The following is a 14,709-nucleotide window of genomic DNA, read 5'->3' as shown; positions in this document are numbered from 1 at the left end:
CAGTCGGTGGTTGCGTATGTATGCGACGTCGATTTCATGTTCCGGCTTTGTAATCAGCGGCCCCTCTTCGACACCAAGCCTGACGACGTTCAGCTCGTCAGTCAGCGAGATCGCTCCGGCGTCGAACTGAACGTGGCAGTTGTTGGTGCGTACGGTGACCGGGACTTTGCCCCACGCACGACCCGGACTGGTAACCCCTCAAGGTGGCTGGTGACGAGCGCGGCGTTGCCGGGGGGCTTCAAGGCTCTGGGTCGCGATCATCTGGATAGCCACCAGAGACAACAATGGCCCTCGCTCCGGTCACTCCTGTGCCATCAATGCCGGCCTGTAGGTGCGAGTGAATGCCAGCGTTCCAGACCTCTCGCCGCGAATTGAACGTCTGACCAACAGTGAATCCGGAGGATTTGGACGCGCCCATGACCGGATTCTGACAGAGACCGCTGACAGATCGCATCCACAGGTGGTTCGCCCTTGACCGCAACAATTGCAATCGTCGCAGCGCGGGGCGAAGGTCCTGACGGCCCCGCGGTGTCGTCCAGTCCGGTGCATCAGTACCGCTGCCGACGCGTCGTAGAGGGAATGAGCGACGCACCGGCAGCGGGGACAGAGGGGGCTCGATCGTCACACGGACGTTTCTGTTGCCGCCAGTTCCTCCTCGAGGGTCACCACGCCGGTGGCGCCGTCGATGGTGAGGGGCTGGCCGGTGGTGATGCGTTGGGTGGCTTCGGCGATGCCGACGATGGCGGGGATGCCGTACTCGCGGGCCACCGTGGGGCCGTGGGCCATGGGGGCTCCGGTTTCGGTGACCAGGCCGCCGGCGGTGAGGAACAGGGGGGTCCAGCCGGGGTCGGTGGTGGGGGCGACCAGGATCTCGCCGGGTTCGACCTGGGCGGAAGAGGGGTCGTGGACGACGCGGGCGCGGCCGGTGACCCTTCCGGGGGCCGCGCCGAGGCCCACCAGGGCACCGTCCGGGGTCCGCGGGCGGGGCAGGACCGCCTCCACGTCGGTGCCGTCCGACAGCAACAGCGTGGGGAAGGTGTGGCGGCGCATCTCCCGGTCGTACTCGGCGCGACGCGCGGCCACGAGCTTCCGCAGGTCGTCACCACGATCCACGACCGCCGAGAGTTCGGCGAGGTGGAGGAACATGACGTCCTCACCCCGGTCCAGCGCGCCGGTCTCGGCCATCTCCTCGCCGACGAGGAGGAGCTGGCGGCGGATCTCCGGGAGTGGCAACACCCACGCGAACTTGGGGTCCTCACGGATGCCGGAGAGTTCACGGGCCCGGCGCAGGAAGAAGCCCGCGAGTGTTCCGCGAACCGGGCGGCTCCTCCTGGCCCGTGCCACCAGGCGCGCCATGTGGGCCTCGGCGTCCCGCGCCGCCCGCTCGAACCGGAGGTCCGGCGCCTGCGTTGGGTCGTCGATGCGGAGGTAGTTCGCGATCGCCGCGAACACCGGTGTCGGGTCCTCTCCCCAATGGGGGACGCCCACGTCGATCTCGGCCGCGCCACGGTGACCGTACCTGGCCAGGAACCCGGCCAGTCCGAATTCCGGAAGCTGGCCGGCGTCGTAGCGCCGCGCCAGCTCGGCGGGGTCGGTGTCCACCAGGAGCCGCCGGTGCTCACCCGCGCCGGCCGCGATCCGCCACAGTTCCAGGTCCATGGTCGTCGTGACGTTGTGCGGCATGCCGCGCAGGGTCGCGTCGATCTCGTCGTCGCTGGCCAGCCCCCGAAGAAGGCCGCGGGGTGCCCGTTGGCTCAGGAGGGAGGCCACCAACGGGCCGGTCATCGGCCGCATGGTTCGTTCGGCCACCTTGTCCTGCACGGAGCGAACGAACTGGATTCGCGCGGCGGCGCGCCCTCGGACGGCCGGGTCGGCGATGGTGGGAGGCGGCACGCGGTCCGCGCGCGCCGCCTCGAGGGCGACGCTGATTCGTCGCCGGGCCGCGTCGGGCCGGAGCAGCGACGCCACAGTGTCGGAGGCGATGGCGGGTCCGTAGCGCAGCAGCCACGCGGCGACGGCTCGGCGTGAGAGTGAGCGGTCCCTACCGGCGGCGAACCGTGAGTCGGTGAGCAGGTGGCGGATCGCGTCGCCCGCACGGCTGCCGATCGACGCCGTCACGGTCCGGTCGAGTCGCCGGCGGAGCTTCGGGTCACGCAGGAAGGCGGTGATGTCGAGGTAGATGCGTCCGGCGAGTTCGACGATGGCGTCGGGACCACGATCGGGGTCCAGCGGGATGCCCACCGGCCGGGTCAGGGCGGCGACCGTGGTGCGGAGCAGGCTGAACCCCATCGGGGTGAAGGGCCGCCGCATGCCCTGCTTCTGGCTGAACTCCATCAGCGCGCGGACCTGCCCGTCCGGCCCATGGGCCGGCGTGGGGAACAGGGTGGTGACGGGGCGCGACTGCAACAGCCACAGCACGTCGTCGGCGTCGATCGCCCACTCGATGTCCTGCGGTGTGCCGAACAGCTCCTGCATCCGGGTCCCGGCCGCGCGCAGCTCCCGCAGTTCGGCGGGAGTGACGCAACCGTGCTCCGGTGTGGGGGCGTCGGCGCCCAGGACGTAGTGGTCGGCGTTGACGGTGCCGTCCACCACGGACGTCCCGAGCCCACGCGCGGCGTCGACCACCATCTCCGTGCGTGTTCCGGTCATTGGGTTGGCGGTGAACAGGACGCCGGCGACACGCGCGTCGACCATCCGCTGGACCACGACCGCCATGGTCGCCTCGTCGAATCCGTGCGAGGCACGGTACGCGGCGGCGCGCTCGGTGTGCAGGGAGTCCCAGCACTTGCGCACGGCGTCGACGAGCGCCGCGTGTCCCTCCACGTTGAGATACGTCTCCTGCTGTCCCGCGAAGCTGGCGTCGGGCAGGTCCTCTGCGGTCGCGCTGGAGCGCACGGCCACCGGCCCGCCCCCCATCGCGTCGTAGGCCTCGATCAGCTCGGCCTCGGGGACCACATCGGTGGCGTGCGCGTCCGTGGTGACGACGAACCCGGCGGGAACTCGCTCCCCCGCGCGGCTTATCTCCCCCAGCCCAACCGCCTTGCCACCGACCTGGTCGATGTCGCCGCGTCCCGCCGCGGCGAGTTCCAGGATGTACACCGCTCCCCCAGTTAATGGTAGATGAACTCTACTTAGAGAGTAACTCTCTTTTTATAGTCCGTCTACTACGATGGGACCGTGAGCGAGAACGAGGGACTACGAGAACGCAAGAAGCGGCGCACCCGCGTGGCACTGATCGACGCGGGACTCCAACTCTTCGACGAACGCGGGTTCGAGGCCACCACCGTGGCCGACATCTGCGCCGCGGCCGACGTCGCACCAGCGACCTTCTACAAACACTTCCCCACCAAGGAGGACCTGGTCTTCGCGAACCAGCCCTATCGACTCGAGGTCTTTCGCGACCTCGTTCGCGACCGGGAACCCGGGGCGCCGATCGACGAGCACCTGACCCGGGTGATCGACCGCGGGCTCAAGCACCCCGACCTCCCACTCGTCTCGGAGAACGTCCGGCCGGTCAGGAGGCGCCTCATCATGGAGACTCCCGCACTGCGGGCGATCGCGCTGCGGTGGCTGTTCGACAGCCAGGAGGAGCTCGGCGCGGCCCTGGCCGAGGCCTACCCCGACGAGCTCGACGAACTGACGGCGCGCGCCGTCATCGGCGCACTCCTCGGGGCGATGATCAGCACTAGCCGCGCCGCCTCCGCCCGGGGGCTCACCTCCGCGGAGGCCGCGAAGTTCGCGGCCCAGGTCGTACTCTCAGGGCTGGCCGACCCGACCCGCATCCCCCGCCCCCCGAGCTAGATACGGGCCGGTTGACCGTCGCCGCCGACCGGCGCGGCGAGCCGCGCCGCGGCGGGGCTGGCCCGATCGCGACTTCTCCTCCGATGGACGTGCTCTGGTTCCGGGTGTCGCGTCGCCCCGAGGACTAGGTGGAGTTCTTCACCGGTGGCCGTGGTTCGCTCGTCGCCATCGACCACGGGGGCTACTGGCAACTGGCGTACACAATCCCGCCGGGGACCTACGAGGAGATCCGGCGGGCGGGACTGGAATCGCTCCGTACCAGGATCGCGGCCCTCGCCCCCAGGATTGGCGGACCGGAGTGGGAGCGCTCGACACGTGGGACGGGGTTCATCACGTGAGCGCGCGGCACGACCGCGCGCGAGGGTCTACTCGTAGGGGTCGGGTGGGGAGTCGACGTCCTCGATCGTCTCGACCTCGAACTGGTGCACGGAGACGTCCGACAGCTCGCCGTCCGGCGGGTTCCAGTAGCCCTCCACCGTGAACCACGTGTCCGGATCGGGCTCCGGTTCGTTGGTGATGAGCACCTTGTTCACGATCGCGTCCGCCGCACAGCACGCCATCTGCAGGCGCGCCAGGTACCATCCCTCGCCGACGTCGTCCCCCTCCGGTGGGACCGCGAAGCCGGTCAGACGTACGAGCTGCCCCTCCAGCTCTCGGTCCTCGTCCATCCAGGCGTGCATGACGAACTCCTGCACGCTCATCTCGTGGGGCGTGTTCGCGTCGTCGGGCAGGTCCGAAACCCCGGCGTAGCCGGACTCCTCGGCCTCCGGCGGCGCTCCACCGCCCGCGGTCGTGGACACGCTGTAGGAACCGAGCGCCGGGGGCGCCACGACGAACACCACCACGACCGGGAGCAACAGCAGCCACGCGCTGCGTGGCGCGTGGTCGTGGGAGTGCCCGTGGCCGTCGTCGCCCTCCGGGTCGTGGTCGTGTCCGGCGGGCGTCGCGCCGCCCGCCGGGACCGCCCCGAGCGCCGCGCGGTCCTCCGCCCGCGCCGCCCGGAGTTCTGCGAACACGAGCCCCCCTCCGAGCAGCACCAGGACGACGCCCGAGGGCATGAGCATCCAGAAGAAGAAGGGTTTGACGTAGTTGACGTACTGGTCCCCGACCAGGGTCACCGACAGCGTCGCGACGCCGACCAGGACCAGCAGCAGCCCCTGGGCCATCCGGTTCACAGCAACCACCAACCAACGACGAATGTGAACAGCAAGGTGCATCCCAGCGTCAGGGGCGCGAAGCGCCGCACGAATCCCCACCCGAAGGTGCCGGCCTGCAACGCGATCAGCTTCAGGTCCACCATCGGGCCGACGACCATGAACGCCAGTTTCGCGGTCCCGGAGAAGTCGGTCAGGCTCGCCGCCACGAACGCGTCGGCCTCGGAGCAGATCGACAGGAGGATCGCCAGCAGGGCCAGGACCAGGACCGAGATCACGGGCTGTTCAGCCACCGCCAACAGCCAGTCCCGCGGCACGGTGACGTTCAGGGTGGCGGCGGCCATCGCGCCGACCACCAGGAACCCGCCGGCGTGCAGCAGGTCGTGGCGCATTGAGTCGAGGAAGACGCGCCCCTTGGGCGCCGTCAGGTCCACCTTCTGGTGCGGCAGCTTGATCCAGTCGGTGCGGCCGAACCGCGCCCAGACCCATCCCACCAGGACGGCGGCCGCGAACGAGGCGACGAACCGGGCCACGACCATCTCCGGCTGTCCGGCGAACGCCACGGCGGTCGCCACCAAGACGATCGGGTTGATGGCCGGCGCGGCGAGCAGGAAGGTCAGCGCGGCCGCGGGGGCGATACCGCGGCGAATCAGCCCACCGGCCAGGGGCACCGACGCACACTCACACCCCGGCAGCGCGAGGCCGGCGGAACAGGCCACCGGGACCGACGCGGCGGCGTTGCGCGGCAGGATGCGGTGCCACACGTGAGCCGGCACGAACGCCGCCAGCGCGGCCGAGATGGCGATGCCGAAGACCAGGAACGGCAGCGCCTGCAAGCTGATCGCCACGAAGATCGTGAACCAGGCGAGGGCCGCGGGACCGAACAGGTCGCCCGCCAGCCAGGTCTTTCCAGCGGCCAGCGCCAGGATCAACAGGGCGAACAACCACACCGTCCCGGCCCGCCGGGGGCCGTGTCGGCTGCGTCTGCCCCATTCGGAGGGCGGCAGGGAGTCATCATCGAACCCCTGGGCGAACGAGTCGCCGAGGGAGGTTCGGGAGGTGTTGTGGGGGCGAGCGTGGGCCACGGGTCCTTCCTCGGTGGTCACGACGACGGCCGACCACACGGGGCGTGGGGGTGGCCGGCTCTCAGGGCAGAGTAGTCGATGACCGTGTGTCACCGTGACATCCCGCGAAGAACCTCGTGGGAGCACGTCACCTCGCCAATGTCCCGATCGACGACGTGCGGCGCCCGTCCGAGGGCGTACTCCCGGCGGATCACGGCCATGGCCGGTCGTCCGACACGCACCGACGCACGCGGTGCCACAGGAGCCACGTCCCAGAGGGAGACCTCCGTGCCGGTGGTCACGCGACCGCCGGCACGGCATGCGCTCCCGGCCTCAGTCGACCCGCATCGCGGAGGTCCCCTGGTGGGCGAACTGGGTGCGGTACAACCGGGCGTAGAGGCCGGCCTGGTCCAGGAGTTCCTCGTGGGTGCCGTGTTCCACCACGTGACCGCCGTCGAGTACGAGGATCCGGTCCGCCTCGCGGACGGTGGCAAGGCGGTGGGCGATCACGATCGAGGTCCGGCCCCGCAGCGCCTCGGCGAGAGCCTCCTGGAGCGCGGCCTCGACTCCCGAGTCCAGGTGGGCGGTGGCCTCGTCCAGGACGACGACGTCCGGGGCCTTGAGCAGGAGGCGCGCGATGGCGAGGCGTTGCTTCTCGCCGCCGGAGAGGCGGTAGCCGCGGTCGCCGACGACGGTCTGCAGCCCGTCCGGCATCTCGGCGAGGAGCTCTTCCAGCCGGGCGGCGCGCAGGGCATCGAGAAGCTCCGCCTCTGTGGCCTCGGGGCGGGCGTAACGCAGGTTCGCGGCGACGGTGTCGTGGAACAGGTGGGTGTCCTGGGTGACCACGCCGACCCGGTCGTGCAGTGACTCCTGGGTGGCGTCGCGCAGGTCGGTCCCGGCGATCCGCACCGCCCCCGCGCTCGGGTCGTACAGGCGGGTGACCAGGTGGGTGATCGTGGTCTTGCCGGCGCCTGAGGGTCCGACGAGGGCGACCATCTCCCCTGGCCCGACCTCGAAGGAGATGTCGTCGAGGACGTAGCTCGGTTCCGCCTCGGGCGCGTCCTCCACCGGTTCCTGGCTGTCCGAGGTCGAGCGCTCGGGCAGTGCGACCGACTCCAGGGAGGCCAGGGAGATCTCCGAGGCCTTGGGGTAGCGGAAGGACACGTGGTCGAACTCGATCCCGGTCCCCGTCGTCTCGGGCAGCGGGCGCGCGTGGGGAGCGTCCTCGATGCTGGGTTGGAGGTCCAGCACCTCGAACACCCGGTCGAAGCTGACCAGGGCGGTCATGATGTCCACGTGCACGTTGGACAGCGCGGTCAGGGGCCCGTAGAGGCGGGTGAGGAGCGCGGCCAACGCCACCAGTGTGCCCAGCTCCAGGATGTTACCGATGGCCAGACCGCCGCCAACCCCGTAGACCACGGCGGTGGCCAAGGCGGCGACGAGCGTGAGGCCGGTGAAGAAGATCCGGCTGTACATGGCGGAGACGATCCCGATGTCCCGCACTCGGGCGGCACGACCCGAGAACTCCTCGGACTCCTCGTCCAGTCGACCGTAGAGCTTGACGAGCATGGCGCCACCGACGTTGAACCGCTCCGTCATCAGCGCGCTCATCTCCGCGTCGAGCTTCATGCTCTCGCGGGTGATCTTGGCGAGCTTGCGGCCGAAGATCTTCGCCGGGACGACGAAGACCGGCAGCAGCAACAGAAGCAACAGGGTGATCTGCCAGGACAGCGCCAGCATCGCGCCGAGGACGAGGACGAGGCTCACCACGTTGGACACCACCTGGGACAGCGTGGTGGTGAGGGCACGCTGGGCACCGATCACGTCGGTGTTCAGTCGGCTGATGAGGGACCCGGTCTGGGTGCGGGTGAAGAACGCGACGGACATCCGTTGGACGTGGCCGAAGACCTGGGTTCGCAGGTCGTAGATGAGCCCCTCTCCGATCTTCGCGGAGAACCAGCGTTGGGCGAGGCCGAGCACGGCCTCCGCCAGCGCCAGCGCGGCGAGACCCACCGCCGCCCACACGACCACGTCGAAGTCGCCGGGGATCACGCCGTCGTCGATGACGACCTTCATCAGCAGCGGCCCCGCGATGACGGTCGCGCCGAGGATCCCAGTGATCACCAGGAAGACGACGAGTTCCCGCACGTAGGGCCGGGCGTACCCCACGATCCGGCGGACGATGCCGGGCGTGAGACGTTGGCGCGCGGCCTCCCGGTCCCGGGCGAAGGAGCGGAACGTGGACCACGCGGTGCTCTGTCCCTGCATCATCACGACGCTCCTCTCCTCGTATGCCGCTCCGCTGCAACAGCCGCCAGCCCCCCACTCTTCCCTGTTCCGCCGTGAGTGAACGGCACGGGCGGCATGTGGACACGGCCGACCACGAAGCGAACGGACCGCAACCAGAACCATCCCCTAGCGGAAAGTTCGTACATCGAACCAGTTGACATCAAGTGCGCTTGAACGCCAAGACTGGCTCCGCATCCGCCACCTGGGCGGATCCGGGCGCCGCACGCCCGACGGTGTCAACGTCTGAAGGAGTCCGCATGCCCCTGAATTCGGTCGCGGTGAACGTCGCGGTCATCTACTACAGCTCGACCGGCAACGTCCACGCCCTCGCCGAGGCGGCCGCCGACGCGGCGATCAAGGAGGGGGCCGAGGTCCGTCTTCGCCGGGTGCCCGAGATCGCACCGACCGACGTCGTGGCGGCGAACGAGGCGTGGGCACAACATCTGGAGGCCACCCGTCACATCCCCGACGCCACCCTGGACGATCTGACCTGGGCCGACGTGGTCCTCCTCGGCACCCCGACACGGTTCGGCGCCATGGCCAGCCAGCTCAAGCAGTTCATCGACACCACCAGCGAGGTGTGGGGCGACGGGCTACTGACGGACAAGGTGTACTCCGCCTTCACGTCGACCTACAACCAGCATGGGGGCCAGGAGAGCACCCTGCTTTCGCTCTACAACGTGATCTACCACTGGGGCGGCGTCATCGTCCCGCCGGGATACGCCGACCCCATCCAGTTCGAGCTGGGCAACCCCTACGGAACGTCGCATGTCGGCGCCTCGGGCGCGCCCACACAACTGCACCGGGACATCATGGCGTTCCAGACACGCCGCGCAGTCACGACGGCCCGCGCGCTCACGGCTGGGATCGAGTCCCAGGGATGACCGCGTCCCTGACGCCAGCGCGCGCCGGCGGTCGGCAGTGGTTGGGACTCGCCGTGCTCGCCCTGCCGACCCTGCTGCTGTCGATCGACGTCAGCGTGCTGCACCTCGCCGTCCCCCATCTGGCCGCGGATCTGGATCCCTCCGGAACCCAGCTCCTGTGGATCCTGGACATCTACGCGTTCCTCATCGCCGGCTTCCTGATCACGATGGGCACACTCGGGGACCGAATCGGGCGCCGCCGCCTCCTGTTGGTCGGCGGTCTCGCGTTCGGTGTCGCCTCGGTCGTCGCCGCCTACTCCACGAGCGCCGAGATGCTGATCGCGGCGCGTGCCGCCCTGGGGGTCGCGGGAGCGACCCTGATGCCCTCGACACTGGCGCTGATCCGGAACATGTTCCTCGACTCCAGGCAACGAGGATTCGCGATCGCGGTGTGGATGAGCGCCTTCACCGGTGGGGTCGCGTTGGGGCCCGTGGTGGGCGGCGTCCTGCTGCAGTGGTTCTGGTGGGGGTCGGTGTTCCTTCTCGGTGTCCCGGTCATGGCGCTCCTGCTCGTCGTCGGGCCCCTGGTCCTGCCGGAGTACCGCGGTCCCACGGCAGAGCGCTTGGACGCTCTCAGCGCGCTCCTCTCCCTCGCGGCGATCCTGCCGCTCGTCTACGGGCTGAAGGGGCTCGCCGGTCACGGGTTCGGGGCGGAGCCGCTCGCGGGACTCGCGGTCGGCGCCGTCTTCGGGGTGGTGTTCGTCCGCCGTCAACTGCGTCTGACCGACCCCCTGCTCGACCTGGGTCTGTTCGCCGACCGCGGGTTCAGCTCCGCGCTCGGGGTGATGCTGGGATCCACCCTGGCGATGGGTGGCATGTTCATGCTCGTCGCGCAGTACCTGCAACTGGTGGGAGAGCTTTCACCGCTGAGCGCCGGGCTGGTCCTCGTGCCGCCCTCCATCGTGATGATCGCCAGCACCATGGTGGCGCCCGCCCTCGCCCATCGCCTTGGCCACGGGCTGGTGGTCGGCGTCGGTATGGTCGTCGCCGCGTTGGGGTTCGGGATCCTCACGCAGGTCGACCCTTCCGGAGCACCCGCACTCGTCGTCGTCGGACAGATCGTGGTGTCGGCCGGGGTCGGCCCCGGTATGGCACTGTTGGCGGGGATCGTCATCGGTTCCGTTCCGAAGGAGAGAGCCGGCTCCGCGGCCGCGATCTCGGAGACCAGCGGCGAGTTGGGGGCGGCGTTGGGTGTCGCCCTGTTGGGCAGCCTCGCCACCGCGGTGTACCGGGCCCAGGTCGTCGTGCCGGACGGAGCCCCGCCGGAGGTGGCGGCGGCCGCCCAGGACGGTATGTCCGCGGCCGCGGCGGCGTCGGATGGTCTGCCCACGCCTCTGGGGGACGCTCTGCTGCTGTCGGCCCGTGAGGCGTTCACCCAGGGAATGTCCGTCACTCTCGCCACGGCCGCCGGGGCTACGCTTCTGCTCGGGATCGTGTCCATCGTCGTCCTCCGCCACGTCACGCCAGCGGAGCACGACGACACCGAGGAGGCCTCCACGGCTGACACCTCGGGCGCCACGACCGACACCAGGTGAGTGACCCCCGACCGGTGTCTGGGGGTCCCCACACACGGCGCCGGCCCCGTCGGGAGGGACGGGGCCGGCGTGGGTACCCGTTCCCACACGGCTGGGAGGGAGTGGGCCGTGTGGGTGCGGGGGCGGGACCGTCAGTCGAGACGGACGGGTTCTCCGGACTCGGCCGAGCGGTAGGCGGCGAGCGCGATCCGGGTGGCGGCGAGACCGTCCTCGCCAGTGACGGCAGGTGTGGTCTCACCGCGTGCCGTGGCCAGGAAGGCGTCGATCAGCCCCTGGTTGGGGTCACTTCCCCAGGGGGGCCACGCCAGCGGCCCCCCTGGGCCGCCCTGGGTGGTGAGGTGCTGGCTGAAGGCGTCGACGTCCACCACACCGTTGTCGCCGACAACGCTCAGGGTGAGGCCGCCCCACGTGGGGTAGTCGTGGGGCCGGCTCCAACTGGCGTCGACGCTGGCGAAGGTGCCATCGGCGTAGGTGAGCATGAGCAGCGCGCCCGTCTCCACCTCGACCTCGTCCTGGTGCAGCACACGGTTGGTGACCGCGTACACCTCGACCGGGTCGGCTCCCAACAGCCATCGCAGGATGTCGGCGAGATGGACACTGTGGTCCATCACCGCGCCGCCACCGGCGAGTTCGGGGTCGGCGAACCAGGCGCCGTGTTTGATCGGCAACACGCTCTGGTTGGTTCCCACACACGAACGTACCGATCCCAGCCCGCCCTCCCCGAGCAGGGTGGCGGCCTCGACCAGCGGAGGGCTGAAGCGCATCGGGAAGGCGGTCATCAGGGCGACTCCCGCGCGGGCGCAGACGTCGACCACCTCCCGCGCGTCCTCCTCGGTCGTGGCCAGAGGCTTCTCGCAGAGGACGGCCACCCCCTCGGCCGCGGCGCGCCGCACCAGTTCCAGGTGTTTGGAGGTCTCCGAGCACACCACGACCGCGTCCACTCCGGCCGCGAACAGTTCGTCCAGCGACTCGACCCAGGGCACGCCGTGTTCGGCCGCCCAGTGTCGTCCCCGCCCGGCGTCGTCGTCCCACACTCCGACCACGTCCGCGCCGGCGGCCCGGAAGTTGCCGAAGTAGCCGTCGGCGTGCACGTGGGCGGCGGACAGGAATCCCACTCTCAATTGGTCACCTCCACGCTGACCGGCGCACCGGTACGAATCGACTCGGCCGCGGCGGTCGCCATCCGCACCGCGGCGAGGCCGTCGGCGGCGGTGACGATCGGATCTTCCTCTCCCCGCAGGACGGCCGAGAAGTGGCGGAGCTGGGTCGTGTAGGGGGACTCGCTGACCGGGCTACCGGCGATCGGCACGTCACCCGTGGTCGCGCTCTGGCGCAGGCGGGGGCGCAGGGGGGAGTCACGGTCGGAGTCGAAGTTGACCACCCCGAGGGTTCCCGCGACCTCCCCGCGGGTCACGAACGCGGGCTTGGGGTAGGCCCACGAGCCCTCGACGTGCGTGATCGCCCCGGAGGTGTGTCGCAGGATCGCGACCGCGTGGTCGATGGTGGAGTCGGGGTCGGCGGAGCGGACACTGCGCGCGTACACGCTCTCCACCTCGCCGGCGATCCATCGCGCGTAATCGAGGTCGTGGATCATCAGGTCCATGGTCAGACCGCCGGACTTCTCCTCGTCCAGGTACCAGTTGCCGCCGGGTTTCGCGGGCTGGTAGGTGGAGCGGGTGAGGCGCACGACGGCCGGCTCCCCCACCTGGCCCGCGCGCACGGCGGCACGCATCGCCGCGTATTCGGGGAAGAAGCGCACCACGTGGGCGACGAGCAGCCGCACCTCCGCCTCCGCGCAGGCGGAGACGATCTCCTCCGCCTGCGCGGGCGTCCTGCCCAGGGGCTTCTCGCAGACGACGTCCCGCCCGGCCCGCGCGGCGGCGAGCACGATCTCGTGGTGCAGGTGGGTGGGCGCGCACACGTCGACCACGTCGACACGTTCCAGCAGGTCGTCAAGGTCATCGCAGACGTGCGCGTCGTGCCGTTCGGCGAGGGCGGCCGCCGTTCCGTCGGCCGCCCCGTGGACCGCCACGAGTTCCGCGCCCGCGCACTCCTGCCAGCCCTGGGCGTGCACCGAGCCCATGGTGCCGGCCCCGACGAGGCCGACTCTGATCCGGCTCACTTCAACGCTCCTCCCATCAAACCGCGAACGAACTGCTTGGAGAAAATCAGGTAGAGGGCCATCATCGGCACCATGGCCAGTGTCAACACGGCCAGGACCGCGTTCCAGTCGGTGACGAACTGCCCGAGGAACTGTTGCGCCCCCAGGGTGACGGTCCGCACGCTCTCGTCGGGCGCGACGATCAGCGGGAACCACAGGTCGTTCCAGATCGGGAGCATGGTGTAGATCGCGATGGCCGCCATGCCGGGCCGGACGAGCGGTACGGCGAGGCTGTACACGCGATACTCCCCGGCACCGTCGACCCGGGCCGCGTCCTTCAGTTCGGTGGGCACCTGTTTGAAGAACGACGTGAGGACGAACACGGCGAGGGGTAAGCCCATCGCGGTGTAGATCAGGATCAGCCCGGTCAGGGAGTTCACCAGGTTGAGCGAGACCAGGAGGTCGAGGATGCCGACGCTGCCCAGCCGGATGGGGATCATGATGCCGAGCGCCAGGTACAGGGCGAGCACCGTCGCGCCACGGAACCGGTACTCCGCGAGCGCGAACGCCGCCATGGAGCCGAGCAGCAGGACCAGGAACACCGACACGACCGTCACGACAAAGCTGTTGAAGAAGTACAGCTCGAACCGGGCCCGGGCGAACACGGTGGCGTAGCCGCTGACGTCGAACGTTCCCAGCGTGGGCGGGGCGAAGGGCTCCCCGAAGATCGCCTGGCGCGACTTCAGCGAGTTCATGATGATCATGAGCAGCGGTCCGCACGCGATCACCACGTACAACAGCAGGATCGCGTGAGGAACGAGGTCCCGGATCCGCAACGGGGCTCGCCCCGCCGACCGACGCCGGGCGGGACGCCCAGCGCCAGCGGCCGGACGTGTCGGCGCACTAGAACTCATAGCTCTTCACCCGCCGCTGGTAGCCGAAGAAGTACAGGAGGACGCCGGCCAGGATCAGCAGGAACATCAGCGTGGCGACGGTCGCGCCCATGGTGGAGGATCCGCGTTCGAGCTGGAACCCGAAGAAGGTTCGGAAGAACAGGGTTCCCATGATGTCGGACGCGAAGTTGGGCCCCGCGAGCGCGCCCTTTACGGCGTAGATCAAATCGAAGGCATTCATGTTGGCGACATAGGTGATCACAGAGACGATGCCGACCGTGGGCAGGACGAGCGGGAACTTCACCCGCCAGAAGGTCTGCCACGCGTTGGCGCCGTCGATCCGCGCCGCCTCCAGGAAGTCCTCGGGGATGGACACCAGCACGGCGTAGAACAGGATCATCGGGATTCCGACGTACTGCCACACCGACATCAGGGCCAGGGTGATCAGGGCGGTACTGGACTGGCCCAGCAGCGGCGTCTCCACGAACCCCCACACCGGGTTGAGGATGAGCTGCCACACGAAGCCGACGATGACCACGCTCAGGGTGGTGGGCACGAACACCAGGGCTCGATAGGTCGCGCGTCCGGGCAGCCGGGAGGACGTCAGGAGCGCGGCCAACAGCAGACCGATGGGGTTCTGCACCAGCAGGTGGACCGCGAAGAACACGAGGTTGTTCCACACGGCGTTCCAGAACCGCGCCGACAACAGGTCATCGGTGAGCAGGTGCACGAAGTTGCCGAGCCCCACGAAGGCGCCGGCGTCGTCGTACAGACTGAGCCGCATCGAGTCCACGAGCGGATAGATCATGAACACGGTGTAGACGACGACCGCGGGCCCGAGGAAGACCAGGAGCTGGACGGGGAAACGGCGTCGCTCGCGCGTACGGCGAGGCGGGGTTTCAGCCCCGGAGGCGGTGGTCGCCGCCTCCGAGGTCTGGGTCTGTGTCAT

The 14,709-nt window shown here is 69.6% G+C and carries 13 protein-coding genes; 4 read left to right on the top strand and 9 right to left on the bottom strand.

Annotation, left to right across the window (positions count from 1 at the left end; translation table 11 throughout):
• Positions 1-238: 238 nt before the first annotated feature.
• Positions 239-418 (bottom strand): YDG/SRA domain-containing protein, encoded by a 180-nt coding sequence (locus J4H86_RS27540; protein ID WP_394356432.1) that lies wholly within the window; start codon positions 416-418, stop codon positions 239-241.
• Between the two features lie 203 nt (positions 419-621).
• Complete coding sequence (locus tag J4H86_RS00950; RefSeq protein WP_236541298.1) at positions 622-3,099, bottom strand: PEP/pyruvate-binding domain-containing protein; 2,478 nt, start codon at positions 3,097-3,099, stop codon at positions 622-624.
• Between the two features lie 78 nt (positions 3,100-3,177).
• Here J4H86_RS00950 and J4H86_RS00945 point away from each other — a divergent pair, with 78 nt between their 5' ends.
• Together J4H86_RS00945 and J4H86_RS00940 are read left to right on the top strand one after the other, a co-directional pair.
• Positions 3,178-3,801 (top strand): TetR/AcrR family transcriptional regulator, encoded by a 624-nt coding sequence (locus tag J4H86_RS00945; RefSeq protein ID WP_236541297.1) that lies wholly within the window; start codon positions 3,178-3,180, stop codon positions 3,799-3,801.
• A gap of 128 nt (positions 3,802-3,929) precedes the next feature.
• Positions 3,930-4,139: a hypothetical protein gene (locus J4H86_RS00940; RefSeq protein WP_236541296.1), complete on the top strand. Its 210-nt coding sequence runs from the start codon at positions 3,930-3,932 to the stop codon at positions 4,137-4,139.
• 27 nt (positions 4,140-4,166) lie between these two features.
• Here J4H86_RS00940 and J4H86_RS00935 read toward each other — a convergent pair whose 3' ends face one another.
• The 3 genes from J4H86_RS00935 to J4H86_RS00925 form a co-directional block, all read right to left on the bottom strand.
• The gene (locus J4H86_RS00935; RefSeq protein ID WP_330932468.1) at positions 4,167-4,985 is read right to left on the bottom strand and encodes a TIGR03943 family putative permease subunit; all 819 of its coding nucleotides are present in this window, start codon (positions 4,983-4,985) and stop codon (positions 4,167-4,169) included.
• A complete protein-coding gene (locus J4H86_RS00930) occupies positions 4,973-6,040 on the bottom strand; it encodes a permease (RefSeq protein ID WP_236541295.1) in 1,068 nt (355 codons plus the stop codon). The genes J4H86_RS00935 and J4H86_RS00930 overlap by 13 nt, the downstream gene beginning before the upstream one ends.
• Positions 6,041-6,352: 312 nt before the next feature.
• A complete protein-coding gene (locus tag J4H86_RS00925) occupies positions 6,353-8,290 on the bottom strand; it encodes an ABC transporter ATP-binding protein (RefSeq protein ID WP_236541294.1) in 1,938 nt (645 codons plus the stop codon).
• A gap of 275 nt (positions 8,291-8,565) precedes the next feature.
• On the opposite strand from J4H86_RS00925, the gene wrbA reads away from it, so the two are divergent.
• Together wrbA and J4H86_RS00915 are read left to right on the top strand one after the other, a co-directional pair.
• Entirely contained in the window at positions 8,566-9,192 is a 627-nt protein-coding gene (wrbA, locus tag J4H86_RS00920; protein ID WP_236541293.1) for an NAD(P)H:quinone oxidoreductase, read from the top strand.
• On the top strand, positions 9,189-10,766 hold the full coding sequence (locus J4H86_RS00915) for an MFS transporter (RefSeq protein WP_236541292.1): 1,578 nt from the start codon (positions 9,189-9,191) through the stop codon (positions 10,764-10,766). Before wrbA ends, J4H86_RS00915 begins: the two co-directional genes overlap by 4 nt.
• Positions 10,767-10,897: 131 nt before the next feature.
• On the opposite strand, the gene J4H86_RS00910 is transcribed toward J4H86_RS00915, so the two are convergent.
• The 4 genes from J4H86_RS00910 to J4H86_RS00895 all read right to left on the bottom strand — a co-directional run bounded on the left by J4H86_RS00910 (position 10,898) and on the right by J4H86_RS00895 (position 14,709).
• Entirely contained in the window at positions 10,898-11,881 is a 984-nt protein-coding gene (locus J4H86_RS00910) for a Gfo/Idh/MocA family protein (protein WP_236543850.1), read from the bottom strand.
• Between the two features lie 2 nt (positions 11,882-11,883).
• Positions 11,884-12,888, bottom strand: a complete 1,005-nt coding sequence (locus tag J4H86_RS00905; protein ID WP_236541291.1) for a Gfo/Idh/MocA family protein — start codon at positions 12,886-12,888, stop codon at positions 11,884-11,886.
• Positions 12,885-13,703 carry a carbohydrate ABC transporter permease gene (locus tag J4H86_RS00900; protein WP_236541290.1) on the bottom strand — a complete coding sequence of 273 codons (819 nt, stop codon included), beginning with the start codon at positions 13,701-13,703 and terminating at the stop codon, positions 12,885-12,887. The genes J4H86_RS00905 and J4H86_RS00900 overlap by 4 nt, the downstream gene beginning before the upstream one ends.
• 67 nt (positions 13,704-13,770) lie before the next feature.
• Positions 13,771-14,709, bottom strand: coding sequence for a carbohydrate ABC transporter permease (locus J4H86_RS00895; protein WP_236541289.1), 939 nt, complete (start codon positions 14,707-14,709; stop codon positions 13,771-13,773).

Source organism: Spiractinospora alimapuensis (genome assembly GCF_018437505.1).
GTDB classification, from domain to species: Bacteria; Actinomycetota; Actinomycetes; order Streptosporangiales; family Streptosporangiaceae; genus Spiractinospora; species Spiractinospora alimapuensis.
The sequence above is the reverse complement of the archived record's forward strand: the minus strand, read 5'-3'. Positions and strand labels throughout refer to the sequence as shown.